General features: G+C 59.8%; 30 protein-coding genes. 9 read left to right on the plus strand and 21 right to left on the minus strand.

Annotated elements, in window-relative coordinates; all coding sequences use genetic code 11:
- Positions 1 to 35 precede the first annotated feature (35 nt).
- On the plus strand, positions 36 to 677 hold the full coding sequence (msrA, locus tag ACJ8HH_RS15855) for a peptide-methionine (S)-S-oxide reductase MsrA (protein WP_033648689.1): 642 nt from the start codon (positions 36 to 38) through the stop codon (positions 675 to 677).
- Between the two features lie 180 nt (positions 678 to 857).
- The gene (locus ACJ8HH_RS15860) at positions 858 to 2183 is read left to right on the plus strand and encodes a hemolysin family protein (protein ID WP_047569637.1); all 1326 of its coding nucleotides are present in this window, start codon (positions 858 to 860) and stop codon (positions 2181 to 2183) included.
- Positions 2184 to 2256: 73 nt separating this feature from the next.
- Here the strand turns inward: ACJ8HH_RS15860 and ACJ8HH_RS15865 are convergent, their stop codons facing one another.
- The gene (locus ACJ8HH_RS15865; RefSeq protein WP_033636801.1) at positions 2257 to 2463 is read right to left on the minus strand and encodes a DUF1107 domain-containing protein; all 207 of its coding nucleotides are present in this window, start codon (positions 2461 to 2463) and stop codon (positions 2257 to 2259) included.
- Positions 2464 to 2793: 330 nt separating this feature from the next.
- Between ACJ8HH_RS15865 and ACJ8HH_RS15870 the strand changes: the two genes are divergently transcribed.
- Entirely contained in the window at positions 2794 to 3351 is a 558-nt protein-coding gene (locus tag ACJ8HH_RS15870; protein ID WP_025159587.1) for a YtfJ family protein, read from the plus strand.
- 1 nt (position 3352) lies between these two features.
- Here the strand turns inward: ACJ8HH_RS15870 and cysQ are convergent, their stop codons facing one another.
- On the minus strand, positions 3353 to 4093 hold the full coding sequence (gene cysQ, locus ACJ8HH_RS15875) for a 3'(2'),5'-bisphosphate nucleotidase CysQ (protein WP_033638653.1): 741 nt from the start codon (positions 4091 to 4093) through the stop codon (positions 3353 to 3355).
- Between the two features lie 254 nt (positions 4094 to 4347).
- Between cysQ and ACJ8HH_RS15880 the strand changes: the two genes are divergently transcribed.
- Both ACJ8HH_RS15880 and ytfE read left to right on the plus strand, forming a co-directional pair.
- Positions 4348 to 6300, plus strand: a complete 1953-nt coding sequence (locus ACJ8HH_RS15880; protein ID WP_060426716.1) for a bifunctional 2',3'-cyclic-nucleotide 2'-phosphodiesterase/3'-nucleotidase — start codon at positions 4348 to 4350, stop codon at positions 6298 to 6300.
- Between the two features lie 113 nt (positions 6301 to 6413).
- A complete protein-coding gene (ytfE, locus tag ACJ8HH_RS15885; protein ID WP_033648691.1) occupies positions 6414 to 7079 on the plus strand; it encodes an iron-sulfur cluster repair protein YtfE in 666 nt (221 codons plus the stop codon).
- A 43-nt stretch (positions 7080 to 7122) separates the two neighbouring features.
- Here the strand turns inward: ytfE and fklB are convergent, their stop codons facing one another.
- On the minus strand, positions 7123 to 7743 hold the full coding sequence (gene fklB / locus ACJ8HH_RS15890) for an FKBP-type peptidyl-prolyl cis-trans isomerase (protein ID WP_004933618.1): 621 nt from the start codon (positions 7741 to 7743) through the stop codon (positions 7123 to 7125).
- 267 nt (positions 7744 to 8010) lie between these two features.
- On the opposite strand from fklB, the gene ACJ8HH_RS15895 reads away from it, so the two are divergent.
- Positions 8011 to 8679, plus strand: coding sequence for an OapA family protein (locus tag ACJ8HH_RS15895; RefSeq protein ID WP_060451788.1), 669 nt, complete (start codon positions 8011 to 8013; stop codon positions 8677 to 8679).
- Between the two features lie 3 nt (positions 8680 to 8682).
- Here ACJ8HH_RS15895 and ACJ8HH_RS15900 read toward each other — a convergent pair whose 3' ends face one another.
- The 5 genes from ACJ8HH_RS15900 to rpsF all read right to left on the minus strand — a co-directional run bounded on the left by ACJ8HH_RS15900 (position 8683) and on the right by rpsF (position 10596).
- Positions 8683 to 9036: a DUF488 domain-containing protein gene (locus ACJ8HH_RS15900; RefSeq protein WP_033648693.1), complete on the minus strand. Its 354-nt coding sequence runs from the start codon at positions 9034 to 9036 to the stop codon at positions 8683 to 8685.
- 111 nt (positions 9037 to 9147) lie between these two features.
- Positions 9148 to 9600 (minus strand): 50S ribosomal protein L9, encoded by a 453-nt coding sequence (gene rplI, locus ACJ8HH_RS15905; protein ID WP_004933629.1) that lies wholly within the window; start codon positions 9598 to 9600, stop codon positions 9148 to 9150.
- Positions 9601 to 9639: 39 nt separating this feature from the next.
- Positions 9640 to 9867 (minus strand): 30S ribosomal protein S18, encoded by a 228-nt coding sequence (rpsR, locus tag ACJ8HH_RS15910; protein ID WP_000135199.1) that lies wholly within the window; start codon positions 9865 to 9867, stop codon positions 9640 to 9642.
- A 4-nt stretch (positions 9868 to 9871) separates the two neighbouring features.
- A complete protein-coding gene (priB, locus tag ACJ8HH_RS15915; RefSeq protein WP_004933632.1) occupies positions 9872 to 10189 on the minus strand; it encodes a primosomal replication protein N in 318 nt (105 codons plus the stop codon).
- An 8-nt stretch (positions 10190 to 10197) separates the two neighbouring features.
- Positions 10198 to 10596, minus strand: coding sequence for a 30S ribosomal protein S6 (gene rpsF / locus ACJ8HH_RS15920; RefSeq protein WP_004933634.1), 399 nt, complete (start codon positions 10594 to 10596; stop codon positions 10198 to 10200).
- A gap of 453 nt (positions 10597 to 11049) precedes the next feature.
- Here rpsF and ACJ8HH_RS15925 point away from each other — a divergent pair, with 453 nt between their 5' ends.
- The gene (locus ACJ8HH_RS15925; protein ID WP_033636793.1) at positions 11050 to 11316 is read left to right on the plus strand and encodes a DUF1471 domain-containing protein; all 267 of its coding nucleotides are present in this window, start codon (positions 11050 to 11052) and stop codon (positions 11314 to 11316) included.
- A gap of 96 nt (positions 11317 to 11412) precedes the next feature.
- Here the strand turns inward: ACJ8HH_RS15925 and ACJ8HH_RS15930 are convergent, their stop codons facing one another.
- On the minus strand, positions 11413 to 11775 hold the full coding sequence (locus ACJ8HH_RS15930) for a hypothetical protein (RefSeq protein ID WP_033648694.1): 363 nt from the start codon (positions 11773 to 11775) through the stop codon (positions 11413 to 11415).
- A gap of 123 nt (positions 11776 to 11898) precedes the next feature.
- Positions 11899 to 12651, minus strand: coding sequence for an esterase (yjfP, locus tag ACJ8HH_RS15935; RefSeq protein WP_043148251.1), 753 nt, complete (start codon positions 12649 to 12651; stop codon positions 11899 to 11901).
- Positions 12652 to 12777: 126 nt separating this feature from the next.
- On the opposite strand from yjfP, the gene bsmA reads away from it, so the two are divergent.
- The gene (bsmA, locus tag ACJ8HH_RS15940; protein ID WP_033648696.1) at positions 12778 to 13086 is read left to right on the plus strand and encodes a biofilm peroxide resistance protein BsmA; all 309 of its coding nucleotides are present in this window, start codon (positions 12778 to 12780) and stop codon (positions 13084 to 13086) included.
- Positions 13087 to 13208: 122 nt separating this feature from the next.
- Positions 13209 to 13484 (plus strand): DUF1471 domain-containing protein, encoded by a 276-nt coding sequence (locus ACJ8HH_RS15945; RefSeq protein ID WP_033638652.1) that lies wholly within the window; start codon positions 13209 to 13211, stop codon positions 13482 to 13484.
- Here ACJ8HH_RS15945 and ACJ8HH_RS15950 read toward each other — a convergent pair.
- From ACJ8HH_RS15950 to hfq, 11 genes are all read right to left on the minus strand, one after another.
- Positions 13481 to 13879 (minus strand): DUF350 domain-containing protein, encoded by a 399-nt coding sequence (locus ACJ8HH_RS15950; protein WP_033636787.1) that lies wholly within the window; start codon positions 13877 to 13879, stop codon positions 13481 to 13483. The two genes, ACJ8HH_RS15945 and ACJ8HH_RS15950, sit on opposite strands and share 4 nt — an antisense overlap.
- 66 nt (positions 13880 to 13945) lie before the next feature.
- Entirely contained in the window at positions 13946 to 15574 is a 1629-nt protein-coding gene (locus ACJ8HH_RS15955) for an isovaleryl-CoA dehydrogenase (protein WP_043148252.1), read from the minus strand.
- A 116-nt stretch (positions 15575 to 15690) separates the two neighbouring features.
- Entirely contained in the window at positions 15691 to 16422 is a 732-nt protein-coding gene (rlmB, locus tag ACJ8HH_RS15960; RefSeq protein WP_004933653.1) for a 23S rRNA (guanosine(2251)-2'-O)-methyltransferase RlmB, read from the minus strand.
- A 61-nt stretch (positions 16423 to 16483) separates the two neighbouring features.
- Positions 16484 to 18958 carry a ribonuclease R gene (gene rnr, locus ACJ8HH_RS15965; RefSeq protein ID WP_033648699.1) on the minus strand — a complete coding sequence of 825 codons (2475 nt, stop codon included), beginning with the start codon at positions 18956 to 18958 and terminating at the stop codon, positions 16484 to 16486.
- 59 nt (positions 18959 to 19017) lie between these two features.
- A complete protein-coding gene (gene nsrR / locus ACJ8HH_RS15970) occupies positions 19018 to 19443 on the minus strand; it encodes a nitric oxide-sensing transcriptional repressor NsrR (RefSeq protein WP_033648700.1) in 426 nt (141 codons plus the stop codon).
- Positions 19444 to 19676: 233 nt separating this feature from the next.
- Complete coding sequence (locus ACJ8HH_RS15975) at positions 19677 to 20975, minus strand: adenylosuccinate synthase (RefSeq protein ID WP_033648701.1); 1299 nt, start codon at positions 20973 to 20975, stop codon at positions 19677 to 19679.
- A gap of 98 nt (positions 20976 to 21073) precedes the next feature.
- Positions 21074 to 21274 carry a DUF2065 domain-containing protein gene (locus ACJ8HH_RS15980; protein ID WP_004933666.1) on the minus strand — a complete coding sequence of 67 codons (201 nt, stop codon included), beginning with the start codon at positions 21272 to 21274 and terminating at the stop codon, positions 21074 to 21076.
- Between the two features lie 63 nt (positions 21275 to 21337).
- The gene (gene hflC, locus ACJ8HH_RS15985; protein WP_033648702.1) at positions 21338 to 22342 is read right to left on the minus strand and encodes a protease modulator HflC; all 1005 of its coding nucleotides are present in this window, start codon (positions 22340 to 22342) and stop codon (positions 21338 to 21340) included.
- Positions 22343 to 22345: 3 nt separating this feature from the next.
- Positions 22346 to 23596: an FtsH protease activity modulator HflK gene (hflK, locus tag ACJ8HH_RS15990; protein WP_033636782.1), complete on the minus strand. Its 1251-nt coding sequence runs from the start codon at positions 23594 to 23596 to the stop codon at positions 22346 to 22348.
- Between the two features lie 68 nt (positions 23597 to 23664).
- Positions 23665 to 24945, minus strand: a complete 1281-nt coding sequence (gene hflX / locus ACJ8HH_RS15995) for a ribosome rescue GTPase HflX (RefSeq protein ID WP_004933675.1) — start codon at positions 24943 to 24945, stop codon at positions 23665 to 23667.
- 98 nt (positions 24946 to 25043) lie between these two features.
- Positions 25044 to 25352 (minus strand): RNA chaperone Hfq, encoded by a 309-nt coding sequence (hfq, locus tag ACJ8HH_RS16000; RefSeq protein ID WP_004933678.1) that lies wholly within the window; start codon positions 25350 to 25352, stop codon positions 25044 to 25046.
- Positions 25353 to 25379: the final 27 nt, after the last annotated feature.

Below are 25379 nucleotides of genomic sequence, written 5' to 3' on the forward strand. Positions count from 1 at the left end.
AGGGTCAATTCTTACTGTGACAACAGGAGTCAACCGTGGTGCCATTTTTTGATAAATCACAAACCGTCGATAAGGCAAGCGCGCTGCCTGGCCGCACCACGCCAATGCCTGTCGCAACGCTCAACGTGGTCACCGAACACTCGATGACCCAGGTGCCGGCAGGCATGGAGGTGGCGATCTTCGCCATGGGCTGTTTCTGGGGCGTTGAGCGCCTGTTCTGGCAGCAGCCGGGCGTTTACAGCACCGCCGCCGGCTACAGCGGCGGCTACACGCCGAACCCGACCTACCGCGAAGTGTGCAGCGGCCAGACCGGCCACGCCGAAGTGGTGCGCGTGGTGTTCGATCCGCAGGTCGTCAGCTACAAACAGCTGCTGCAGGTGTTCTGGGAAAATCACGATCCGGCGCAGGGCATGCGCCAGGGCGGCGACGTCGGCACCCAGTACCGCTCGGCGATTTATACGCTGAGCCCGGAGCAGCAGGCCGAGGCGGAAAGCAGCCTGCAGCGCTTCCAGCAGGCGATGGAGGCGGCGGGCGACAAGCGCGTCATCACTACCGAGATCGCGCCGGCGCTGCCGTTCTATTACGCGGAAGACGATCATCAGCAGTACCTGTTCAAGAATCCGGAAGGCTACTGCGGGCTGGGCGGCATCGGCGTTTGCCTGCCGCCGCAGGGCTGATCCGATGCCGGCCGGCGGCACTTTTTTAACCGCTGGCGGCCCCTGTGGGGCAACTGCTATACTGTGCGGGCCGCTTCTGCGGCCCGATAGCTTCCCTTCTGGTTGTTATCGCTGCTTTTTTTACTATGTACTACCCTTCCTCAAGAGCGCCGGCATCCCGTCGGCACGTATGGATAGATTATGTTAAACAGTATTTTACTGATTCTTTTTCTGATCGCGGTGAGTGCGTTCTTCTCACTGTCGGAAATCTCTCTGGCCGCCTCGCGCAAGATCAAACTGAAGCTGATGGCGGACGAAGGCAACGTCAACGCCGCCAGAGTGCTTAAACTGCAAGAAACCCCAGGCATCTTCTTCACCGTGGTGCAGATCGGCCTGAACGCCGTGGCCATCCTCGGCGGTATCGTCGGCGACGCGGCTTTCTCTCCCACCTTCAAGGTGTTGTTCGATCGTTTCCTGTCGCCCGAACTGGCGGAACAGGTCAGCTTCATCTGCTCCTTCGTGCTGGTGACCAGCCTGTTTATCCTGTTCGCCGATTTGACCCCGAAGCGCATCGGTATGATTGCACCAGAGACGGTCGCCGTCCGGATCATCAACCCGATGCGTTTCTCCATCATGATCTTCCGCCCGCTGGTGTGGTTCTTCAACGGCATGGCCAACCTGATCTTCCGTATGTTCAAGCTGCCGATGGTGCGCAAGGACGACATCACCTCCGACGACATCTACGCGGTGGTGGAAGCCGGCGCCCTGGCGGGCGTGCTGCGCAAGCAGGAACATGAGCTGATTGAAAACGTGTTCGAACTGGAATCGCGCACCGTGCCGTCTTCGATGACCTCGCGCGAAAGCGTGGTGTACTTCGACCTGCGCGAAAGCGAAGAGAGCATCAAGGAGAAGGTCTCGACCCATCCGCACTCCAAGTTCCTGGTGTGCGACGGCCATATCGATCAGGTGGTCGGCTACGTCGACTCCAAAGACCTGCTGAACCGCGTGCTGGGCAACCAGAGCCTGGTGCTGAGCAGCGGCGTGCAGATCCGCTCGGCGCTGATCGTGCCGGATACGCTGACGCTGTCCGAAGCGCTGGAAAGCTTCAAGACCGCCGGCGAAGACTTCGCGGTGATCCTCAATGAATATGCGTTGGTGGTGGGCATCATCACCCTCAACGACGTGATGACCACGCTGATGGGCGATTTGGTCGGCCAGGGCCAGGAAGAGCAGATCGTGGCGCGCGACGAAAGCTCATGGCTGATTGAGGGCGGCACGCCGATCGACGACGTGATGCGCGTGCTGGATATCGACGAGTTCCCGCAGGCGGGCAACTACGAGACCATCGGCGGCTTTATGATGTATATGCTGCGCAAGATCCCGAAACGCACCGACTTCGTCAAATACGCCGGCTACAAGTTCGAAGTGGTGGATATCGACAGCTACAAGATAGACCAGCTGCTGGTCACCCGGCTGAGCGACAAACCGGCGGCGGTGCTGCCGAAAGCGCCGGATGACACCCCGTAGCTTGACGGCGATAAGACAAAAACATCAGCGGCCCCATCGGGGCCGCATTTTTTTACCGCCGTCAGCGAGGTGTTCACCCCATCTCGGCCTGCAGCAGCAGCACCTGACGGTTCACTTCAGACATCACGCTGAAATGGCGCTTGTCGCGAATCTTCGGCGGCAGGATTTTCCCCTCGTCGAATTCAAATGCGCCCACGTCCTTGATATACAGCCTTCCGCGAAACAGGGTCTTAACGTACTTCGCCACTTTCAAAGGGTTATAACGCTGGAAGATTCTCATTCTTTTACGCTCCTCCCGTTGATCCATGCGCTCAGCGAGCCGCCAAAGGTGGCAGCCTCGAAATTCAGAACGCAACTTGATTGCATGTAGTAGACCCAGTAAAGACCAGATCGTTCACTTCTGCCCGGTGATCTGCACTGGATTTACACTTTTTGACAGAATTGTATATGATAATTTATAACGTTTTCAGGATATCCCTTCAAAATCTGATGATTAGCGAACCAAGGGAAAATCTGCGATCCGGTTAACAGGACAGACCTCTTATCACATCCTATGCTTTAGGCTGTCGAAGTGCTGTCGCACAAATTCCCCCCATTACAAGGAGAAAGCATGAAAACAAGTCGCATGCTGATGGTATCCCTGCTGCTCGCCCCGCTTTTCGCTTCCGCGCACAACTTCCAGCTCCAGCAGCGCGTGGCGCCGGTCGGCGTCAGCGACAAAGGAGAGCTCAATTACGCTGACGGTAATTTTAGCTACCAGAACTGGAACAGCGCGCAGCTCAGTGGAAAAGTGCGAGTGATACAACATATTGCCGGCCGCAGCTCCGCCAAAGACATGAACGACCCACTGATTGAAGCGATCAAGAAGGCGAAGCTACCACACGATCGTTACCAAACGACGACAATCGTCAACACCGACGATGCCCTGATGGGCACCGCGATGTTTGTGCGCAGCAGCATTGAAGACAGCAAGAAGGAGTTCCCGTGGTCGCAGTTTATCGTCGACAGCGACGGTAACGTGCGCAAGGCCTGGGATCTGCAGCCGAAAGGCTCCGCCATCGTGGTGCTGGATAAGCAAGGGCGCATTCAGTTTGCCAAAGACGGCGCGCTGACGCCGGAAGAGGTGCAGCAGGTGATGTCCAAGCTGCACCAGCTGTTGGCGAACTAACTCAGAACAGCGACACCCGGAAGCCGGGGTTGAGGAAGGATTCACGCGGGGTATAGAGCAACGGCTTGCCCTGCCAATCGTGAATTTGCGCCCCGGCGGCCACCGCCACCGCATGCCCTGCGGCGGTATCCCAAATGTTGGTCGGCCCGAAGCGCGGATAGAGCTGCGCCTTGCCTTCCGCCACCAGGCAGAACTTCAGCGAGGAACCGACGGACACGGTCTGGTGCTCGCCCAGCTGCTGCAGATAATCTTTCAGCTCGTCGTCGATATGCGAGCGGCTCACCACCACCAGCGGCGGATGCGCGTTGCTGACGCCGATCGCCTGCCGCACGCCCTTCTCTTCTTTCCAGGCCTTGCCGCGCTCCGCCAGATACAATACGTCTATCGCCGGCGCGTACACTACGCCCATCACCGCCTGCCCCTCTTCAATCAGGGCGATATTGACCGTGAACTCACCGTTGCGGTGCAAGAACTCTTTGGTGCCGTCCAGCGGATCGACCAGCCAGTAACGCGTCCAGCTGCGGCGCTCTTCCCACGCTGGCGGATCTTCTTCCGACAGCAGCGGCACCTCCGGCGTCAGCGCCGCCAGGCCGCGCTTGATGATGTGATGCGCCGCCAGATCGGCCGCCGTCACCGGTGAATCATCTTTTTTCTGTGCGACATCAAGCGGTTGTTCACCGTCGTACACCGCCATGATCGCCGCCCCCGCCTCGCGGGACAGTTGGCAAATTCGCTCTAACATCATGCACCTCAACTCTGCATCTCCGTGGGAAATTTCCCTCTGTCTCTGCTAGCAGACTAGTTTTTTTTACGCCGAATATCCATCTCAACCGGCTAACCCTCGGGAATTCCTCAGATCTTGTTGGGCACAACTGTGAACTTCCCCGCGTTACCTGCCGCCGTTTTCTGCCACACTTCACATTTTACTGTGGCAAGCAATGTTAATTACATTTCCCTCTGCGATAACACTCGAATAATGGAATGGAGAGCCCCCAAATGATGAAGCATCCACTGACGCTGTCCGCGCTTGCGCTGCTGGTGTGCGCCTCGGCGCAGGCGGCCACCGTCGATCTGCGCGTGCTGGAAACCACCGATCTGCACAGCAACATGATGGACTTCGATTACTACAAGGACACGCCGACCGACAAGTTCGGCCTGGTGCGCACCGCCAGCCTGATCCAGCAGGCGCGCCAACAGGCTACCAACGCGGTGTTGGTGGACAATGGCGACATCATTCAGGGCAGCCCGCTCGGCGACTACATGGCGGCCAAGGGGTTGAAGCCGGGCGACGTGCACCCGGTCTATAAGGCGATGAACACGCTGGACTACGTGGTCGGCAACATCGGCAACCATGAATTCAACTACGGGCTGGACTACCTGAAGAACGCCATCGCCGGCGCCAAATTCCCGTACATCAACGCCAACGTCATCGACGCCAAAACGCAAAAACCGCTGTTCACGCCCTACATCATCGTCGATACGCCGGTGAAGGACCGCGACGGCAAGGCGCATACACTGCGCATCGGCTACATCGGCTTCGTGCCGCCGCAGATCCTGGTGTGGGATAAAGCTAACCTGCAGGGCAAAGTGACGGTGGACGACATCACCGCCACCGCCAAGCGCTACGTGCCGGAAATGCGTAAACAGGGCGCCGATCTGGTGGTGGCGATCCCGCATTCCGGGCTGTCCAGCGAGCCTTACAAGGCAATGGCGGAAAACTCGGTCTATTACCTCAGCCAGGTGCCGGGCATCGACGCCATCATGTTCGGCCACGCCCATGCGGTGTTCCCGAGCAAGGACTTCGCCAATATCAAAGGCGCGGATATCGATAAAGGCCTGCTGAACGGCGTACCGGCGGTGATGCCGGGCCAATGGGGCGATCATCTCGGCGTGGTCGACCTGCAGCTCAACAACGATGGCGGCAGCTGGAAAGTGACCGCCGCCAAAGCGGAAGCGCGGCCGATCTACGACAAAGAGAACAAGAAATCGCTGGCGGCGGAAGATACCGCGCTGGTGAAAGTGTTGGCGGACGATCACAAGGGCACGCGCGAGTTCGTCAGCCAGCCGATCGGCAAATCCGACGGCAACATGTACAGCTACCTGGCGCTGGTGCAGGACGATCCGACGGTGCAGATCGTCAACAATGCGCAGAAGGCCTACGTTGAACATTACATTCAGGGCGATCCGGATCTGGCCGATCTGCCGGTGCTGTCGGCGGCGGCGCCGTTCAAGGTCGGCGGCCGCAAGAACGATCCGGCCAGCTTCGTCGAAGTGGAAAAGGGCCAGCTCACCTTCCGCAACGCCGCCGATCTCTATCTCTACCCCAATACCCTGGTAGTAGTGAAGGCCAGCGGCAAAGAGGTGAAAGAGTGGCTGGAGTGCTCCGCCGGCCAGTTCAACCAGATCGACGTCAACAGCGCCAAGCCGCAGGGCTTGATCAACTGGGACGGCTTCCGCACCTATAACTTCGACGTGATCGACGGCGTCAACTACCAGATCGACGTCAGCCAGCCGGCACGCTACGACGGCGAATGCCAGCTGATCAACGACAAGGCGGAGCGCATCAAGCAGCTGACCTTCAACGGCAAGCCGATCGATCCGAACGCCACCTTCCTGGTTGCCACCAACAACTACCGCGCCTACGGCGGCAAGTTTGCCGGCACCGGCGACAAACACATCGCCTTCGCTTCGCCGGATGAGAACCGTTCGGTGCTGGCGGCCTACATCAGCGCCGAAACCCAACGGCACGGCGCGGTGCATCCGCAGGCGGACAACAACTGGCGTTTGGCGACCTTCAGCAGCCAGCAGCCGCTGGATATCCGCTTCGAGACTTCGCCGTCGGACAAAGCGACGGCGTTTATCAAGGAGCACGCTCAATATCCGATGACCGCCGAGGGCAATGACCGTATCGGCTTCACGGTCTATCGCATCGATTTAAGCGCGAAATAATCACCCGGCCGGGGCCATCCCCCGGCCAGCTTCGCTATTTTCCCACTGGCGCGCCCTTTAAATTGCATTTAAAATACATGTTATAAAATTCCTTCGTTTAAAGAGGCACTACCATGGATTACCGCAACCAATCCCTTGGCGCGCTCGCCATCGCCATTCCCCGGGCATCCCGGCTGTTTCGCCAGCATCAGCTGGATTTCTGCTGCGGCGGCCGGCAGTCGCTGGCGCGCGCCGCCGAGCGTAAAGGGCTGGACATCGACCAGTTGGAGAACGCGCTGGCCGCACTCGCCGCCACGCCGGAACAAAGCCGGGACTGGCGCACAGCGCCGCTCGGTGAAGTGATCGATTACATTCTGCCGCGCTTTCATCAGCGGCACCGCGAGCAATTGGCCGAACTGGTGCTGATGGCGGAAAAAGTCGAACGCGTGCACGGCGACAAACCCAGCTGCCCGCGCGGGTTGGCGAAGCAGCTGAACCTGATCCGTCTGGATCTGGAGAATCACATGATGAAAGAGGAGCAGATCCTGTTCCCGCTGATCAAACAGGGCATGGGGCCGCAGGCCGCCGGACCGATCTCGGTGATGGAGCATGAACATGACGAGGCGGGTGAGCAGCTGGAAGTGGTGAAGTTCCTCACCGATAACGTGACGCCGCCGGAGGGCGCCTGCACCACCTGGCGAGCGCTGTACACCGGCATCGATGAGTTTATCGGCGATCTGATGGAGCACATCAGCCTGGAAAACAATCTGCTGTTCCCGCGCGCGCTGCGCGGCGCATAAAATAAGGGCGCCACGAAGGCGCCCGGAGCAATCCTCGGTGGGATTACAGGATTTCCAGCAGCTCGACGTCGAACACCAGCGCGCTGAACGGCGGGATGGACGCGCCTGCACCACGCTCGCCGTAGGCCAGGTTATGCGGGATATACAGCTGCCATTTGGAGCCGACCGGCATCAGGGTCAGCGCTTCGATCCAGCCTGGGATCACGCCGCTGACCGGGAATTCTGCCGGCTGACCGCGCTCAACCGAGCTGTCGAACACGTCGCCGTTGATCAGACGACCGGTGTAGTGCACGCGCACGCGGTCCTGACGGGACGGGATCGGGCCGTTGCCCTGCTCCAGCACGGAGAACTGCAGGCCGGACTCGGTCAGCGTCACGTCGTCGCGCTTGGCGTTGTCGTCCAGGAATTTCTGGCCTTCAACCGCCATCGCCTGCTGGCGCTCGCGGCGCACCGCGTCCGCACGCTCGTGGATTTCACGCAGCGCACGGTGCACCACGTCTACCGGAACCGCCGGGGCATTCCCTTCCAGCGCGTCACGCAGGCCCGCCAGCAAAGCTTCCGGTTGCAAACCTTCCAGCCCGGACTCTTGCAGCTGCTGGCCGACCTGTAAACCAATCCCGTAACTTGCTTGCGCTTCAACGCTGTCAAAAGAAGGGGTTGTCATGGGGTTTTCCTTAAGTCTGTAAAAAGTCGAAAGCGCAGCATAACAGCGCGTCAATGCCGGGTAAAATCTTGTGTGGAGAATGATGACTTTTGTCGTAGAAAAAGAAACAATAACCTTCTGTTAACGCCCGCAGCCGCAAACCCCGGCCCTGCCGCTCAGCCGCCTTTCACTTCAATCAGTTAGCGGACTATACTGAAAGCAGGATATCGGGCAGGCGACGCGCTTGCCGCGCCGCGCTCATTATTTCGCCGTCGAAGAGAGGTCACCATGGGCAGAATCGCGCCCAGGAGAAGGAAAACCACCCGCATCTACCAGCCGCTGCTGCGCACCTGGCTGAACGTCAGCCAGCGCCTGAAATCGGGCGCCGCACCCACGTCTGAAGGCGCGGAACCGCCATCGGAGCCACCGCCGGCCAACGACAAAATGCAGCAGGTCAAAGCGCTGCTGGCCAAAGTCTGGCATCTGCCGGACGGTTTCCATTGGATGGAGCCGCTGCCCTACTTTCACCGCCGCTGGGTGCTGATCTTCGGTATCATCCTGCTGCTGGCCCTGCTGTGGCCCTACTCGCCCGAAAGACAGCCGTTCCCGGTTTCCCAGCAGGAAACCAGCGTGCCGCTGCAGGCCGAGCGGCAAAACGGCGGCACCACGTCTGCCAACGAACCAACGCCGGCGGGCAACTGGCAGCGTTACCAAATCCAGCCCGGCCAGACCCTGGCCCAGCTGTTTCGCGACAACAATCTGCCGGTGAATGAAGTGTTCGCCATGGCGCAGGTGGAAGGCGGCGACAAGCCGCTGAGCAACATGAAAGCCGGCCAGGAAGTGCGCATCGAACGCGGCGCCAACGGCGTGATTAACGCGCTGTCGGTCACCACAGTGGACAATAGCCAGGCGCTGTTCCGCCGCCAGGCCGACGGCAGCTACCGCCGGGAACGCTAATCCCTACAGCTGCGCCAGCAAAAACTCGCGCAGCACCACGCCCTGGTTGTGCTCGGTATCTTTGCTGCCATACAGCAGCGTCAGCGCTTGCCCCTGCCGTAACAGCGCCACCAGCGGCCGCCAGGCGTCGTTGGCCGCCAGCTGTTGGCGATAACGCGCCTCGAAGACCGCCCACTGGTCGGTATGCTGATGGAACCACTTGCGCAGTTCGTCATCCGGCGCCACCTGTTTCAGCCACTGCACGCCCGTCAGCCGCTCCTTGCTGATGCCGCGCGGCCATAGCCTGTCTATCAGATAACAGTGTTCCGGCGCCGGCGCGCTGAAATCGTAAACCCGCTGTAGCGTAATCTTTGCCATCGCACGCTCTCCTTTTTATCCCGTCTTCAAGCGTAGCGCGTTTTGCCGGGCGCAGAAAAGCAAAACGCCAGCGCGAGGCTGGCGTTTTAACCGGGTTAACAGCAGCGTAAATTACGCTTCTGCAACCACAACTACATTCAGCTGTGCGAACACGTCGCTGTGTACCTGGAAGTGCACTTCGTGCTCGCCAGTGGTACGCAGAACGCCGTTCGGCAGACGAACTTCGCTCTTGGCAACTTCAACGCCTGCCGCAGTCACTGCGTCAGCGATGTCGCGGGTGCCGATAGAGCCGAACAGTTTACCTTCGTCGCCAGATTTGGAAGCGATGGTGACTGAACCCAGTTCGTTGATCTTGGTTGCGCGAGCTTCAGCAGCAGCCAGAACGTCAGCCAGTTTGGCTTCCAGTTCAGCACGGCGTGCTTCGAAGAACTCAACGTTTTTCTTGGTAGCAGGAACAGCTTTGCCCTGTGGTACCAGGAAGTTACGAGCGTAGCCCGCTTTAACGTTAACTTGATCACCCAGGCTGCCCAGGTTTGCTACTTTATCAAGCAGAATAACTTGCATTACCTTATCCTCTCAAAGTCGTTAATGGACAGTGGCCGATTACTGATGACGATCAGTGTACGGCAACAAAGACAGGTAGCGCGCGCGCTTGATAGCACGGGCCAGCTGGCGCTGATATTTTGCACGAGTACCGGTGATACGGCTCGGTACAATTTTACCACTTTCGGTGATGTAGTTTTTCAGCGTAGCGATGTCTTTATAGTCAATCTCTTGAACGCCTTCCGCGGTGAAACGGCAGAACTTGCGACGACGGAAATAACGTGCCATTTGGCTAGTCTCCAGAATCTATCAATTCAATCTGCTCGGCATGCAGAACCAATTTGCTCAGCCCGTTGCGCCCTTGATGGCAGCTTACAAAGCCTTGCACGGTAATCTGACTGCCGACCGTTAATCTTTGAGTTAGTGCTTGTGACTGTTGTCCGCTGACAACCACGGGCATTCGGCACCATGCTTGTCTGCTGAATCCGGCTTCCGTCTGCTGCGAACGGTGCTCTAGCACAAATTGGCAGTGCGGTATCCCGGAAGGACTCACTTTTCGAACCGGCGCCTTGCACACAGTGCCCGACAAAACCAGACGATTAGCCGTCACGGCGGCAATTACTCTTCAGAATCCCCAGCATCTGCATCATCTGCGGTTTCGTTAGCGAAGTCTTCGCGGCGATCGCCACGACGTTCGTCTTTCGCTTTAACCATCGGAGATGCTTCAGTTACCGCGTGCTTAACGCGCATAACCATGCTGCGGATAACGGCGTCGTTGAAGCGGAAGTTAGTTTCCAGCTCATCGATCGCTTCCTGCGGCGCTTCAACGTTCAGCAGAACGTAGTGAGCCTTGTGCAGTTTGTTGATCGGATAAGCCAGCTGACGGCGGCCCCAGTCTTCCAGACGGTGAATCTGACCTTGCGCGTTAGTGATGGTAGCACTGTAACGCTCGATCATGCCCGGAACCTGTTCGCTTTGGTCAGGATGGACCATAAAAACGATTTCGTAATGACGCATCGAATTGCTCCTTACGGATTATTCAGCCTCCTGTCAGGGTCAACCGCGGCCCATGGAAGCAAGGAACGTGTTTAGTGTGCGGCTGAAAAATGACGCGTAATCATACTGACGCAGGGCGGGAAACTCAAGGACTGCGTGGGTTTTATTCGCGTTAATGCGAGGCGTTATGGGAAATAGCACGATTTGCTCGTGGGAGAACCTATGTACGCCGATCCATCGGTTTCAAAAATCTTTCAATGAAATCAGCGCTGAGTCACAAATCTATTTCACTTTTTTTGAAAGAGGCCATCAAAAGACCCCGCTTTTTAATCCGCCGCAACGGACTAAAATTAACCATATCCGCCGCAGACAGCGCGACGAAAAAGATTCCAGGTTATTCAATGCAGATAAATGACTTTTTGCCGCAGCGACACTCGCTGTCAGGCCGTAACGGCAAAAAGTAAGAGAGGCACTATGAAACGCATCATTCTCGCAACGGCGCTGGCCGCCCTGTTCTCCGCCAACGTAATGGCCGCCACGGAGATCACGTCGCACCAGGCCGATCAACGCCAGAGCGTCGGCTTCGTCACCCTGAACCAGAACGTGGTTTCGCCGGATGACGCCAGCAGCCAGGTCAGTAAAATCGCCGATCAACGCGGCGCGACCTCTTATCGCATCATCGCCCTGCACGAACCGGGCGACAACAGCACGATGCACGTCAGCGCCGAGCTGTATCGCTAAAGAGACAAGCCACGCCAGGGAAATCCCCAGGGTTTCATCAGAAAGCCCGTTCAGTCCGCACCGGAGCGCCGCTCGTTGGGCGCTCCGCTTTCCTTATCACAGCTTGAGCAGCGCCGGCATGCTGAACGCCTTGCCCGGATTGTGCAATTGCAGCGCCGTCCGCAGATAGTTCGTTCGCGTTTGCAGCAGCTCTGCGCTTTCCGCCAGCGTCGCCCGCTGTTCGAACGAGAGCGCACCGGCTGCCGCGGGGTGAGTGGGCGCCGCTTTCGCCGCGGAGGCGAACAGCGCCGTCACGTTTTGCATCGTCTGCACGGTGATGCGCGACAGCGGATTCGCCTTGTTTTGCCGCGCCTTGCCGTCGGCGGCTCCCAACATCTCGCTGAAGGCCGCTGAGTTAAGCTCGGCGCGTGCTTTCATCGTTCCCATTAAACCGGCCGCACTGCCGATGTTTTTTATCATGCCCTTTGCTCCTTGCTGCCCTGAAAGAATTCACGCTGGCATTCTCCCCTTTATTCGGCCAAACGATGGCCGAAACAGCAGGCACAGAGCGGTGCAATTCCAGGCATCGCGCCAGGATGCGTATTACAGCTCGCGGCGGAAGAAGTCGGCCGTGGCGGACAGCGCCAGCGGCGTGATGCGGTGCTTCACCCCCGGTTCGACGAGCGACGTCAGACGGCTGCCCGCACCTTGCCGGCGCAGTTCAGCCGCCAAACGCAGGCTGTCCGCCGCCGGCACCACGTCGTCCGTCTCGCCGTGCCACAGCAATAGCGGCCGCCCGGCGATCGTCTCCAAACGCCCCTCCAGCTCATATTCCGCCAGCACGGCGGTGCGCGCCGCAAACGCCGCCGGCGAGAGCGCCTCACCCTCTGCGCCCAACGGCGGATACAGCGTTTGCGCCAGCGAACGGTAATAGCCGGAACCCATCAGGCTGGCGGCCGCCCGGACCCACGGGAAGCGCGCGAAGGCGCCAAGCGCGGTCATGCCCCCCATAGAGGCGCCGGCGACGCCGATACGCCCGTCGGCAATCAGGCCAAGCCGCTCGAAGTGCGCCTTGATCTGCGGCAGCTCGTCGATATTGCTGCGCAGGATCTCCCAAAACGTGGCCAGACGCCGCGCCTCATCGCCGTCGAACCGCTCGCCGTGCCGATCGGCATCCGGCAATACCACCCGAAAACCGACGCGCGCCAGCGCATAGGCGAAGTAGGCGTACACCTCTTTCGACGAGGTATAGCCGTGACAGAAGAACACCGTCGGCAAGGGCCGGTGATACTGCCCCGCCGGCACCGCATGGATCACCGCGATATCGCCCGCCCGCTCGTCATGAATTTCGATCATCCGTTCATCCTCAACGCACCTGTTGGCACTCATCATGACAAACTTGCGCCGGCCAGCGTTAGCTCAATCTGTTCCAGCTTATATTGCGTTACACTGAAGCCATCTACCGGCTCTTCCGAGGTCATCATGACGCTTGTCCGTACACTCATCATCCTGACGCTGGCCGCACAGCTTTCCGCCTGCGGCATCATGACCACCACGCCGAAACCGCCGCCGCCGCCCACCGCACAGGCGCAGGAGATCGTCCGCGCGCAGACCGCCGAGCTGGTGAAGATAGGTACCGTCACCGCCGTAGTGCGCGGCAGCCCGATGGACGTGGAAGCGGAGATCCAGCGTAAGGCCACCGCCGCCGGCGCCCGGTATTACGTGATCATCATGAACAGCGAAACCGTCGTGCCGGGCCAATGGTATTCCCAGGCGATCCTGTATCGGTAAGGCGGGGATTTTTTAAGCAGATTTACACTGGCTTTGCACAGGCTGAAGTAGGGTGTTGCACACTGGCGGACAGCATGCCGCATGTTGCGGGTGCGATTCAGGATCTGACGAAGGGGAACGCCATGAAACGCTCCACCGCACTCACCTCCCTCCTGCTTTCAGTAGGGCTGCTCAGCACCGGCGCACAGTCCGCCGAACTGGCACCCGCCGATCGCGTGACGCCGCTCAGTGAAATCGCCGAGATCACCTTTAACGATCTGCCCGGTTCACCGCAGGAGGCGGAGCAGGCCATCGCCCGCACCGCCGGCCAGCACGGCGCCAGCTATTACCGCATCCTGCGGATGGAAGAACAGGCGCACCCGCTTGGCTGGCGCGCCTCGGCCATCTTATACCTTTAGTAGCTCATGCAAGCCGCATTCAACACGCCGCCGCTGACGGAGACGCCCCCCAGGAAAATCCCGGCGGCCAGGTGGTTCGCTTCGATCTTGTCGCTGATGCGCGGCATGTAGATCTTCACGGCCGCGAACAGCAGCAGTTGCACCACCAGTGCCACCACGCCCCACAGCAGGTAATCCAGCAGGCTGATCGAGTTGATCGCCGCGCTGGCCAACGGGATCACATACCCCAGGCAAGCGCCGATGAAAGCAAAGGCGGCGGATTGGTTATCGGCCTTGATCAACGCCCATTCGTCGTGCGGGGTGATGCGGGTATAGACGAACAGAAACACCAAAACCATGGCGAAACCGCTGAAGAAGTAAGAGGCGAACGCCGCCAACGCGCTGAGAATATCCATGTGCATTTTCCTGTCAGAGTGAGACTGAATTAAAAAGGTTTTCGCCGCCGCGCGCCACCCTTTTCCCTAACCACCGATGGCGCGGTTCAGCAGCAGTTCGCACACCTCGGCCGACAGCAGACTCTCGCCGCGGTGATCCAGCGCCAGATGGCACCAGGCGTCGGCTACCTGCGGGCTGGCGTGCTGCAGCAACTGCGCGGCGCAGCACAGATCGAACAGCTGCTGGGTCAGCAGCCGCCCCATCTTCTCACTCGGTTGCCGAGCGCGCTGCTGCCACTGCCGCCAGGCATGATCGAACAACCGATTCTGGCCGCGCACCGGCTGCAGTTCGAACTGCAGCATCTCGAGCGCACCCGGCAGTTTGTGCAGGCTGCGCAATACGTCCAGACACATGATGTTGCCGGAACCTTCCCAGATGCTGTTGACCGGCATCTCGCGATACAGGCGCGGCAGCTCGCTCTCTTCGCAGTAGCCGATGCCGCCCAGCACCTCCATCGCCTCGGCGATGAACGGCATGCCCTGGCGGCAGATGCTGTATTTGGCCGCCGGGGTCAGCAGGCGGCTGTAGATCAGCTCGCCCTCATTGCTGCGGCTCTCCCAGGCGCGGGCCAGCCGGAACAGCAACGCGGTATGCCCTTCCAGCCGCAGCGCCATGCGCGCCAGAACCTGACGCATCAGCGGTTGTTCGATCAAGAGCTTGCCGAACGCCTGCCGCTGCAGCGCATGATACAGCGCCACCGACAGCCCGCGGCGCATCAGGCCGTGGCTGCCGAGCGAGCAGTCGAAACGGGTCAGGCCGCCCATCTTCAGGATATGCCGCACGCCGTCGCCCTCCTCCCCCAGCAGCCAGGCGGTGGCGTCCTGAAATTCCACTTCGCTGCTGGCGTTGGAACGGTTGCCCAGCTTGTCTTTCAACCGCTCCAGGCGAATGGCGTTGCGGCTGCCGTCCGGCAAAATGCGCGGCAGGAAGAAGCAGGACAACCCGCCTTCGGCCTGCGCCAACACCAGGTGCGCATCGCTCTGCGGCACCGAGAAGAACCACTTGTGCCCCACCAGCCGGTAGGCTTCACCCGGCCCGCGCGCGCCGAGCGGCGCGGCGGTGGTGGTATTGCTCAGCACATCGGAGCCGCCCTGTTTCTCCGTCATGCCCATGCCGATCAGCAGGCCGCGCTTTTGCCCGCCAGGCAGCAGGTGAGCGTCATAACGATCCGACAACAGCGGCGTCAGCCAGGAGCGAAACTCGGCCGGTAACGCCTGCAGCAACAGCGGCGTAGCGCCGAAGGTCATGGTCACCGGGCACAGCGTGCCGGCCTCGACCTGCGCATGCAGCATAAAGCGCGCGGCGCGCGCCACGAAGGAACCGATGCGCGCATCCTCCTGCCAGGGCAGGTTGTGCACCCGGTTGGCGATCAGCCCCTGCATCAGGATATGCCAGGCGGGGTGAAAGCGAACGTCGTCCAGCCGCTGGCCGGTGGCGTCGTAGCGCAGCAGCTCCGGCGGGTTGGCATTGGCCAGGCGCCCCAGCTCCAGCGACTCCTGGGTGCCGAGCTGCTGGCCCAGCGAGGCCAATACCTCGGCATCCCAGCCGCCCTGCTCGCGCTGCAACGCTTCGCGCAGCGGCGTATCGGAGAGAAACAGGTTGCTGTTGCCCAGCGGCTTGGGTTGGTTAAAAACGGTGTGCGTAGTCCAGACCATGAGAGTGCTCCCTGAGAAAAGCGTCAGGAGTAAGTATGGTCGGCGCAGAGATTTCTGCCGCAGGCGGGATCACAAGAGGGGGAATTAACGGGAGCACTAAGCCCCCGTCAGAAGAATCAGCCGCGCTGGCGCACCGCTTCGAACAGGCAGATGCCGGTGGCGACCGACACGTTCAGCGAAGAGACGGTGCCGGCCATCGGGATGCTGATCAGTTCGTCGCAGTGTTCGCGGGTCAGACGGCGCATGCCTTCGCCCTCCGCGCCCATCACCAGCGCCATCGGGCCGGTCATTTTGCTCTGATACAGCGTATGGTCGGCTTCGCCGGCGGTGCCCACCACCCAAACGTTCATTTCCTGCAGCAGACGCAGCGTGCGCGCCAGGTTGGTCACGCGGATCAGCGGCACGTTTTCGGCGGCGCCGCAGGCCACTTTCTTGGCGGTGGCGTTCAGCTGGGCGGAACGGTCGCGCGGCACGATCACCGCGTGCACGCCGGCAGCGTCGGCGCTGCGCAGGCAGGCGCCGAGGTTGTGCGGGTCGGTCACGCCGTCCAGCACCAGCAGGAACGGTGTCTCCACGCTTTCCAGCAGGCCCGGCAGATCGTTCTCCTGATACTGACGCCCCTCGCGCACCCGGGCGATGATCCCTTGGTGCACCGCGCCTTCAACCTTGTCATCCAGCCATTGGCGGTTCGCCACCTGGATCACGATGCCGGTCGCTTCCAGCTCGGCGATCAGCGGTTGCAGGCGGCGATCTTCGCGGCCTTTCAGGATAAACACTTCCAGGAAGCGTTGCGGATCGCGCTCTAACAGGGCTTTGACGGCGTGGATGCCGTAAATAATTTCGCTCATGATGCTCTTTTAAATTCGTGCGGCCGGCGATAACCGGCCGATGATAACGATGTGCGGCAGGTTAAGCCTGCTCGGCACCTTTCTTCTTGGCTGCGCGTTTGGCTTTGGTCGCCGCCGCGATTTTCCGCGTTTTGTCGGACGCTTTCTTGGCTTTCTTTTTCGCCTTCTTCACGTTGTCTGCGGGTTTGGCGTCATCCTGCTTGCGGAAGGCGCTGTCCGGCTCGAAGTTGGCCGGCGGTTTGCCGCCGCGGCGCTTGCCGCGCCCCGCGTTGCCGTTGTCGCGCAGCGTGCGCTGGCCGCCCTTCTTGGCGCGATCGCGCTCGGTTTTACCTTCACCGCGCGCTTTGCGGGTGCTGGACACCAGCGCGAAGTCGATCTTGCGCTCGTCCATGTGCACCGCGTCCACGCGGATCTCCACCGTATCCCCCAGGCGATAGACGGTGCCGGAAGATTCGCCGATCAGGCGCTGGCCGATATTATCGTAGCGATAGTAATCATTATCCAGCGTTGATACGTGCACCAGCCCGTCGATGAACAGATCGTTCAGGCGCACGAAGAAACCGAAGCCGGTCACGCTGGAGATGATGCCGCTGAACACTTCACCGACGTGATCCTGCATGAAGTCACACTTCAGCCAGTCGGCGACGTTACGCGTCGCTTCGTCCGCGCGGCGTTCGGTCATCGAGCAGTGTTCGCCCAGCTGCAGCATCTCTTCGAATTCACTGTGCCAGCCGCCGGTCGGCGTCCAGCGCTCTTTCGGCTCGCCGTGTTCTTTGGCCAGCTGATATTTGATCGCGCGGTGCAGCGCCAGATCCGGATAACGACGGATTGGCGAGGTGAAGTGGCCGTAAGACGCCAGCGCCAGGCCGAAGTGGCCGCGGTTTTCCGGATCGTAAATCGCCTGCTTCATCGAGCGCAGCAACATGGTTTGCAGCATTTCGTGGTCAGGGCGCTCGGACACTTCATCCATCAGCACCGCATAGTCCTTCGGCTGCGGCTTGTTGCCGCCGCCCAGCGTCAGCCCCAGCTCGCTCAGCACGCTGCGCAGCGCGGAGATGTGGTCGTCGCTCGGACGATCGTGCACGCGGTACAGCGCCGGCTCGTTGCGTTTCTCGACGAAGCGCGCGGCCGCCACGTTGGCCATGATCATGCACTCTTCGATCAGCTTGTGGGCGTCGTTGCGCACCGTCGGCTCCACGCGCTCGATGCGACGCTCGGCGTTGAAAATGAACTTGGCTTCTTCGGTTTCAAACGCGATGCCGCCGCGCTCGGCGCGCGCCTTATCCAGCACCTTGTACATCGCGTGCAGCTCTTCCAGGTGCTTGACCAGCGGATGGTAGTGCTCGCGCAGCTCCTGATCGCCCTGCAGAATGTGCCACACCTTGTTGTAGGTCAGGCGAGCATGCGAGCTCATCACCGCCTCGTAAAACTTGGCCGTAGACAGGCGCCCCTGGGCGGAGATGGTCATCTCGCACACCATGCACAGGCGATCGACCTGCGGGTTCAGGGAGCACAGCCCGTTGGACAGCACTTCCGGCAGCATCGGGATCACCTGCGACGGGAAGTACACCGAGTTGCCGCGGCTGCGCGCTTCGTCGTCCAGCGCGGTGCGCGGGCGCACGTAGTAACTGACGTCGGCGATCGCCACCCACAGGCGCCAGCCGCCGCCGCGTTTCTTCTCACAGTACACGGCGTCATCGAAGTCGCGTGCGTCTTCACCGTCGATGGTCACCAACGGCAGCTTGCGCAGATCGACGCGGCCCTTCTTGGCCGCTTCCGGCACCTGCTCGCTGAGATCGGCCACCTGTTTTTCCACCTGCGGCGGCCAGGTATGCGGGATCTCATGGGTGCGCAGCGCGATGTCCACCGCCATGCTGGTGCCCATCTTGTCGCCGAGGATCTCGACGATCTTGCCGACCGCCTTGGTGCGGCGGGTCGGGCGCTGAGTCAGCTCCACCACCACCATAAAGCCCATGCGCGCGCCGCTGACGCTGTCCGCCGGGATCAGAATATCGAAGCTCAGACGGCTGTCGTCCGGCACCACGAAGCCGGTACCGGCGTCCATGAAGAAGCGGCCGACAATCTGGCTGGTTTTCGGCACCAGCACGCGCACGATACGCGCTTCGCGGCGCCCTTTGCGATCCGCGCCCAGCGCCTGCGCCAACACCACGTCACCGTGGATCGCCATTTTCATCTGTTCGGCAGACAGGTACAGATCGTCTTTGCTGCCTTCAACGCGCAGGAAGCCGTAGCCGTCGCGGTGGCCGATCACCGTGCCGCGCAGCAGATCCAGACGTTCCGGCAGCGCGTAGCACTGGCGGCGGGTAAACACTAACTGGCCATCGCGCTCCATGGCGCGCAGGCGGCGACGCAGCGCTTCCAGCTGCTCTTCACCGCTGAGGCCCAGTTCGTTGCCCAGTTCTTCGCGGTTGGCCGGCGTTTCTCTTTTCGCCAAATGGGCCAGGATATATTCACGACTGGGGATAGGGGATTCGTATTTTTCTGCTTCTCGTTCCAGGAATGGATCTTGTGACATTGCGGTTCCTCCGTTGTCATCAGCAGGATGACGTTGAGCCTTGTCTTCTCAACGTCGTTTTATTCGACAAGCAATAGCTTGTAGAGCGGCGGATTGTCTTCGACCATGTCGGCCAACGTATGCTTATCCAGCTCTTCAAGGAAATTCTGTACGCCCTGGTGGAGCACCTGCTTCAATCGGCAGGCAGGGGTGATGTGGCAAAAATCACTGCTGCAGTTAACCAGCGCGAGCGGCTCCAGCGCCCGTACCACGTCGCCGAGGCGAATGCCCTCGGCCGGTTTGCCCAAGCGAATGCCGCCATGCTTGCCGCGCACCGCCGTGACAAAACCTACCCGGCTCAACTGATTGATGATCTTCACCATATGGTTGCGAGACACGCCATAAACCTCGGTCACTTCCGAGATGCTGGTCATCTTGTCCTGCGGCAACGAGGCCATGTAGATCAACGCCCGCAGGCCATAATCAGTAAAACTTGTTAACTGCACATCTTACCTCTGGGTATCGTTTTACCCGTCTGATACGCCGCTTTTCGGCGCTATTCAAAAGATTACTCATTGGATAATAAACCAGCCGGAGAGTTCGTCGCTAATTATTTAGCGAATCCCGCGCCCTAAGGCGGGTTTATGAAAGGATTTTTTGACGTGAAACCGCAATCGGAGGGAGTCAGGATAAAAACAAACCGGGACGCGCCCGGTTTGTTTAATGCCGCAAAGCCTGATTATGCGTCGAACGGGTCGCGCAGGATCATGGTTTCGCTGCGATCCGGGCCGGTAGAGATAATGTCTACCGGTACGCCGGTCACTTCTTCGATGCGCTTGATGTAGTTCAGCGCAGCCTGAGGCAGCTTGCTGTGCTCTTTCACGCCAAAGGTGGTTTCACTCCAGCCTGGCATGGTTTCGTAGATAGGCTCGATGCCTTCCCAGCCTTCAGCCGCCAGCGGAGTGGTATCCACTTCACGGCCGTCCGGCATGCGGTAGCCCACGCAGATCTTCACTTCTTTCAGGCCGTCCAGGACGTCCAGCTTGGTCAGGCAGAAGCCGGACAGGGAGTTGATCTGCACGGCACGACGCACCGCTACCGCGTCCAGCCAGCCGGTACGACGACGACGGCCGGTGGTGGCGCCGAACTCGTTACCCTGCTTGCACAGGTACTCGCCGGTTTCATCGAACAGTTCGGTTGGGAACGGGCCTGCACCCACGCGAGTGGAGTAGGCTTTCACGATGCCCAGCACGTAGTCCACATAACGCGGGCCGATGCCGGAACCGGTAGCCACGCCGCCGGCGGTGGTGTTGGAAGAGGTGACGTACGGGTAAGTACCGTGGTCGATATCCAGCAGGGTGCCCTGAGCGCCTTCGAACATGATCAGGTCGCCACGCTTGCGCGCGCCGTCCAGCAGTTCGGAAACGTCAACCACCATGGCGGTCAGGATGTCGGCGATAGACAGCACGTAGTCCAGCGTCGCCTGATAATCGACGGCTTCAACTTTGTAGTAGTTGACCAGCTGGAAGTTGTGGTAATCGACGATCTCTTTGAGCTTAACGGCGAAGGTTTCTTTGTTGAACAGATCGCTGACGCGCAGACCGCGACGAGCCACTTTATCTTCGTAAGCCGGGCCGATGCCGCGACCGGTGGTGCCGATCGCTTTTGCGCCGCGCGCTTTCTCACGCGCGTTATCCAACGCAACGTGGTAAGGCAGGATCAACGGGCAAGCTTCAGAGAGTAACAGACGTTCGCGTACCGGGATGCCACGCGCTTCGAGTTCACCCATTTCTTTCATCAACGCGTCCGGCGCCAGAACAACACCGTTGCCGATGATGCTGGTGACGTTTTCACGCAGAATACCTGAAGGAATTAAATGAAGAACGGTTTTTTCACCGTTGATTACCAGAGTGTGGCCAGCGTTATGGCCACCTTGGTAGCGCACAACATATTGAGCCCGTTCAGTCAGCAGGTCTACAACCTTGCCTTTACCTTCGTCACCCCATTGGGTGCCCAGTACGACGACGTTCTTACCCATTTTTCAAAATCACCGATTGCTTAAAAATGGATTCTACCACCGTAATTTTCGATTTTCAGCACTTTTAGCATACGATTGCATAAATTTTGGGCTAGACTTTAAAGACCCGTGCGGCCGCTCAACATGTAGTAGATCACGCAGCCCGCAACCACTATTCCACCGCCAAATCGCCGCAGCGTCGCGTCCGGCAACTGCGACATCGCCACAATCATTTTGCGCCAGGCCTGCGGAAACAGCATCGGCCCCAATCCTTCCAACACCAGAACCAGCCCGAGCGCCAGCCAAATCGTTGAGTTCATGCATCCCCCAAAAACGAGAAAGGGCCCGCGAAAACGGGCCCTCGATCAGATTGCCTGCCGCGCTTACTTGCGCAGGCTATCAGGCGACTTCATGTAGCGGAAGAAATCGCTGTCCGGGCTAAGTACCAGCACGTCCTGGTTGTCCTTGAAGCTGGCTTCATAGGCACGCAGGCTGCGGATAAAGGCATAGAAGTCCGGATCCTGGCTGAACGCGTTGGCGAACAGCTTGGCCGCTTCGGCATCGCCTTCACCGCGGGTGATACGCGCCTGACGCTCGGCTTCAGCCAAGGTGCGGGTCACCTCGTAGTCCGCGCTGGCGCGCAGCTTCTCGGCTTCTTCCTGGCCCTGCGAGCGCAGACGACGGGCTACCGCTTCACGCTCGGCGCGCATACGCTGGTAGATGGCGTCGGACACTTCCGCCGGCAGGTTGATCTGCTTGATACGCACGTCGATCACTTCGATGCCCAGCGCCGCCATGCTGTTCGGGTTCACCTGCGGCTGTTTGCCGGTGGTTTCCCGCTCAACGCGCGCCGCCGCAGAGGCGATAGCGTCATCGGCTTCGGTGGTCGCCACTTCTTCGCCATCACCCACAGTGCCGGTGTTCAGCGCGTCACGCACGTCGGACATCAGCTTGCCGCGCGAGTCGGTCACGATGTCTTTCACGTCCAGGCGGCCGATTTCGGAACGCAGACGGTCGCTGAACTTGCGTTTCAGCAGCACTTCGGCCTGGGAGACGTCGCCACCGCCGGTCGCCAGGTAGTAACGGCTGAAGTCGCTGATGCGCCACTTCAGATAGGAGTCGACGATCAGGTCTTTCTTCTCGCTGGTCACGAAACGATCGGCCTGGTTGTCCATGGTCTGGATGCGCGCATCCAGGTTCTTCACGGTCTCAATGAACGGGATCTTGAGGTGCAGACCCGGCGCATACACCAGCGGCTTGTTTTCGCCGTCGCGCAGAACCTTGCCGAAGCGCAGCACGATGCCGCGCTGGCCTTCCTGCACCACGAACAGCGAAGCGTACAGCACCACCAGCACCGCGAGGACAATAACTACAAAAGACTTACGCATTGATTACTCTCTCCCTACGCGAGTGGTGTCGTCACGCTGCGCATTCGCCCGGCGCTGATCCATAATCGAACCGCCGCTGGTGCGCGGGGCGCTGCTGTTGGCAGCCGGCGCAGGATTCGGATTGAGGCGAATCAGGCTGGTATCCTTGTTGCCGCTCTCCGGCGCCGCGCCTTGGCCGCGCAGCATCTGATCCAGCGGCAGCACCATCAGGTTGTTGCCTTTGTCGCTCACCAACACCTTACGGGTATGGCCCAGCACTTTTTCCATGGTTTCGATATACAGACGCTCGCGGGTGATCTGCGGTGCGGACTTGTATTCCGGCAACAGCTTGGCAAAACGCGCCACCTCACCCTGGGCTTCCAGGACGGTACGGTCCTTATAAGCCTTGGAGTCTTCCAGCAGACGCTGCGCCTGGCCGTTCGCACGCGGCTGAACTTCGTTGGCGTAAGCTTCCGCCTCACGGATGTATTGCTGCTCGTTTTCACGCGCGGCGATCGCATCGTCGAACGACGCCTTCACCTCTTCCGGCGGACGCGCCGCCTGGAAGTTGACGTCCAGCAGCGTGATGCCCATGTTGTAAGGACGGATGGTCTCTTCCAGCATGCGCTGCGTATCGTTACGCACCACGGTACGGCCTTCGGTCAGGATGCGGTCCATCGAGTATTTGCCGATCACGCCGCGCAGGGCGCTGTCGGTCGCCTGGCTCAGGCTGTCGTCGGCATTGACGACGCTGAACAGGTACGCTTCCGGGTTGGTCACGCGGTACTGCACGTTCATTTCCACGCGCACCACGTTTTCATCGGAGGTCAGCATCACGCCGGACGCCGCCAGCTCGCGCACGGATTCCACGTTCACCGGACGCACGTCGTCGATGAAGGTCGGCTTCCAGTTCAGGCCCGGCTGCACCAGGTGGCTGAACTTGCCGAAACGCGTCACGACGCCGCGCTCGGCTTCCTTGATGGTGTAGAAGCCGCTGGCGGCCCAAATCACCACCACGGCCACCGCCGCGATACCGATAATGCGGCCGCTGAAGCCTGGACCAGAGGTGCCGGTGCCGCCGCTATTGCTGTTGGAGCCTTTGCCCCCGCCGAAACCGCTCAATTTCTTGCTCAGTTTGCGGAAGATATCGTCCAAATCAGGTGGCCCTTGATCACGACCGCCTTTGTTGTTACCGCCAGAGTTGCCGCCATTGTTATTGCTGCTCCCCCACGGGTCGCGGTCCTGTCCGTTATTACCGGGCTGATTCCACGCCATGTTTTAGCTCCATATTCTGTGATTGGGTACTTCAGGCTTTCGCGAAGCATAAATGTAACAGGATATGATCATACGATAAAGTCAATCAGGTCCTGTTCTTGCTTGCAGAGACGACGCCATTCGACGATCGGCATTCGCACCACCACGCCAATGCTGCCGTCTTCTTCGTTCCACTCTTTTTCAATCGCCTGAAGCTGGTAAAAACGGCTGCGAAGACGGCCTGCCCGTGGCGGTAAGCGCAATTCGTAATGCGCGATCTCCCCCGATAAGCGCTCCGTCAACGCCTGATACAGCAACGGAATTCCCTCTCCGCTGGCGGCGGACAGCCACACCCGGATCGGCAGGTTTTCGTCGTTGCGGTCGATACGCGGCACAAAATCGTCCAGCATATCTATTTTGTTCATCACTAACAGTGTAGGGATTTCATCCGAGTCTATCTCCGCCAGCACGGTGTTCACCGCTTCGATGTTCTCATCGACGCGCGGATCTGCGGCATCGATGACGTGCAGCAGCAGAGATGCCTGGCGCGTTTCCTGCAGCGTCGCCTTGAAGGCGGCCACCAGATCGTGCGGCAGGTGCCGGATAAAGCCTACGGTATCCGCCAACACGGTATCCCCCACGTCCGGCACGTCAATGCGCCGCAACGTAGGATCCAGGGTGGCAAATAGCTGGTCCGCCGCATACACCTCGGCAGACGTTATTCGATTAAACAGGGTGGATTTGCCGGCGTTGGTGTAGCCCACCAGCGATACGGTCGGCACATCGGCGCGGGTCCGCGCGCGTCGGCCTTGTTCACGCTGCTTTTCTACCCGCTCCAGGCGGCGCAGAATCAAGCTGATGCGATCGCGCAACAGGCGACGGTCGGTCTCAAGCTGGGTTTCCCCCGGCCCGCGCAGGCCAATCCCCCCTTTTTGCCGCTCCAGGTGCGTCCAACCGCGTACCAGACGCGTGGCGATGTGACGCAACTGCGCCAGCTCCACCTGCAGCTTACCTTCATGGGTGCGGGCACGCTGGGCGAAGATGTCTAAAATCAGCCCGGTGCGATCGATCACCCGGCATTCGCACAGGCGCTCGAGGTTTCTTTCCTGCGCCGGGGAAAGGGAATGATCAAACAGGACAACAGACGCGCCGCTGGCTTTCACCGCATCTGCAATTTCTTCGGCCTTTCCTTCGCCGACAAAGTACTTCGGATGCGGGGCTTTGCGGCTACCGGTCACCACTTGCAAAGCTTCGACACCGGCTGAGGAAACCAACGATTCGAACTCGTTGAGGTCTTCCGTATCTTTGTCTTGCGAGAAATAGATATGAACCAGTACGGCCTGCTCACCGGCTTCATAACGGTCAAACAAGCGTGCAACCTCTCAAACGGACACTCACCGTGAGTTTGGGGGACATAAACAGCCCGCGGCTGCTTATGCTCCCCGTCATGGTTGACTTGCAACGCGCTTTATTCAGCGTCATCGCTTTCCTGCTGCGGCTGTTGCTGCGCAGACGGATTGTTGCCATGGTGATAGTTGCTTGAACCGCCGCTCGGGTTGTTGCTGTGATGCGAGACCGGGCGAGACGGGACAACGGTAGAGATAGCGTGCTTGTACACCATCTGGCTAACCGTGTTCTTCAACAGGATGACAAACTGGTCAAAAGACTCAATCTGGCCTTGCAGCTTAATACCATTCACCAAATAAATAGAAACCGGAACACGTTCACGACGCAATGCGTTCAGGAACGGATCTTGCAAAGATTGCCCCTTAGCCATTCTATCTTTTCCTTATTTGCTTGTTGT

It is taken from the genome of Serratia sp. CY32780, from assembly GCF_052169135.1.
Classification (GTDB): domain Bacteria; phylum Pseudomonadota; class Gammaproteobacteria; order Enterobacterales; family Enterobacteriaceae; genus Serratia; species Serratia sarumanii.

Bases quoted from the DNA above. Each gene is read 5' to 3' on its own strand.
- hflC (WP_033648702.1), bottom strand. From the start codon at position 22,342: ATGCGTAAGTCTTTTGTAGTTATTGTCCTCGCGGTGCTGGTGGTGCTG.
- ACJ8HH_RS15980 (WP_004933666.1), bottom strand. From the start codon at position 21,274: ATGAACTCAACGATTTGGCTGGCGCTCGGGCTGGTTCTGGTGTTGGAA.
- ytfE (WP_033648691.1), top strand. From the start codon at position 6,414: ATGGATTACCGCAACCAATCCCTTGGCGCGCTCGCCATCGCCATTCCC.
- ACJ8HH_RS15975 (WP_033648701.1), bottom strand. From the start codon at position 20,975: ATGGGTAAGAACGTCGTCGTACTGGGCACCCAATGGGGTGACGAAGGT.
- ACJ8HH_RS15870 (WP_025159587.1), top strand. From the start codon at position 2,794: ATGAAAACAAGTCGCATGCTGATGGTATCCCTGCTGCTCGCCCCGCTT.
- ACJ8HH_RS15860 (WP_047569637.1), top strand. From the start codon at position 858: ATGTTAAACAGTATTTTACTGATTCTTTTTCTGATCGCGGTGAGTGCG.
- cysQ (WP_033638653.1), bottom strand. From the start codon at position 4,093: ATGTTAGAGCGAATTTGCCAACTGTCCCGCGAGGCGGGGGCGGCGATC.
- ACJ8HH_RS15900 (WP_033648693.1), bottom strand. From the start codon at position 9,036: ATGGCAAAGATTACGCTACAGCGGGTTTACGATTTCAGCGCGCCGGCG.
- ACJ8HH_RS15880 (WP_060426716.1), top strand. From the start codon at position 4,348: ATGATGAAGCATCCACTGACGCTGTCCGCGCTTGCGCTGCTGGTGTGC.
- ACJ8HH_RS15925 (WP_033636793.1), top strand. From the start codon at position 11,050: ATGAAACGCATCATTCTCGCAACGGCGCTGGCCGCCCTGTTCTCCGCC.
- ACJ8HH_RS15865 (WP_033636801.1), bottom strand. From the start codon at position 2,463: ATGAGAATCTTCCAGCGTTATAACCCTTTGAAAGTGGCGAAGTACGTT.
- ACJ8HH_RS15955 (WP_043148252.1), bottom strand. From the start codon at position 15,574: ATGGTCTGGACTACGCACACCGTTTTTAACCAACCCAAGCCGCTGGGC.
- hflK (WP_033636782.1), bottom strand. From the start codon at position 23,596: ATGGCGTGGAATCAGCCCGGTAATAACGGACAGGACCGCGACCCGTGG.
- bsmA (WP_033648696.1), top strand. From the start codon at position 12,778: ATGACGCTTGTCCGTACACTCATCATCCTGACGCTGGCCGCACAGCTT.
- fklB (WP_004933618.1), bottom strand. From the start codon at position 7,743: ATGACAACCCCTTCTTTTGACAGCGTTGAAGCGCAAGCAAGTTACGGG.
- ACJ8HH_RS15950 (WP_033636787.1), bottom strand. From the start codon at position 13,879: ATGGATATTCTCAGCGCGTTGGCGGCGTTCGCCTCTTACTTCTTCAGC.
- ACJ8HH_RS15945 (WP_033638652.1), top strand. From the start codon at position 13,209: ATGAAACGCTCCACCGCACTCACCTCCCTCCTGCTTTCAGTAGGGCTG.
- rpsF (WP_004933634.1), bottom strand. From the start codon at position 10,596: ATGCGTCATTACGAAATCGTTTTTATGGTCCATCCTGACCAAAGCGAA.
- rplI (WP_004933629.1), bottom strand. From the start codon at position 9,600: ATGCAAGTTATTCTGCTTGATAAAGTAGCAAACCTGGGCAGCCTGGGT.
- yjfP (WP_043148251.1), bottom strand. From the start codon at position 12,651: ATGATCGAAATTCATGACGAGCGGGCGGGCGATATCGCGGTGATCCAT.
- ACJ8HH_RS15895 (WP_060451788.1), top strand. From the start codon at position 8,011: ATGGGCAGAATCGCGCCCAGGAGAAGGAAAACCACCCGCATCTACCAG.
- rnr (WP_033648699.1), bottom strand. From the start codon at position 18,958: ATGTCACAAGATCCATTCCTGGAACGAGAAGCAGAAAAATACGAATCC.
- ACJ8HH_RS15930 (WP_033648694.1), bottom strand. From the start codon at position 11,775: ATGATAAAAAACATCGGCAGTGCGGCCGGTTTAATGGGAACGATGAAA.
- rlmB (WP_004933653.1), bottom strand. From the start codon at position 16,422: ATGAGCGAAATTATTTACGGCATCCACGCCGTCAAAGCCCTGTTAGAG.
- rpsR (WP_000135199.1), bottom strand. From the start codon at position 9,867: ATGGCACGTTATTTCCGTCGTCGCAAGTTCTGCCGTTTCACCGCGGAA.
- hfq (WP_004933678.1), bottom strand. From the start codon at position 25,352: ATGGCTAAGGGGCAATCTTTGCAAGATCCGTTCCTGAACGCATTGCGT.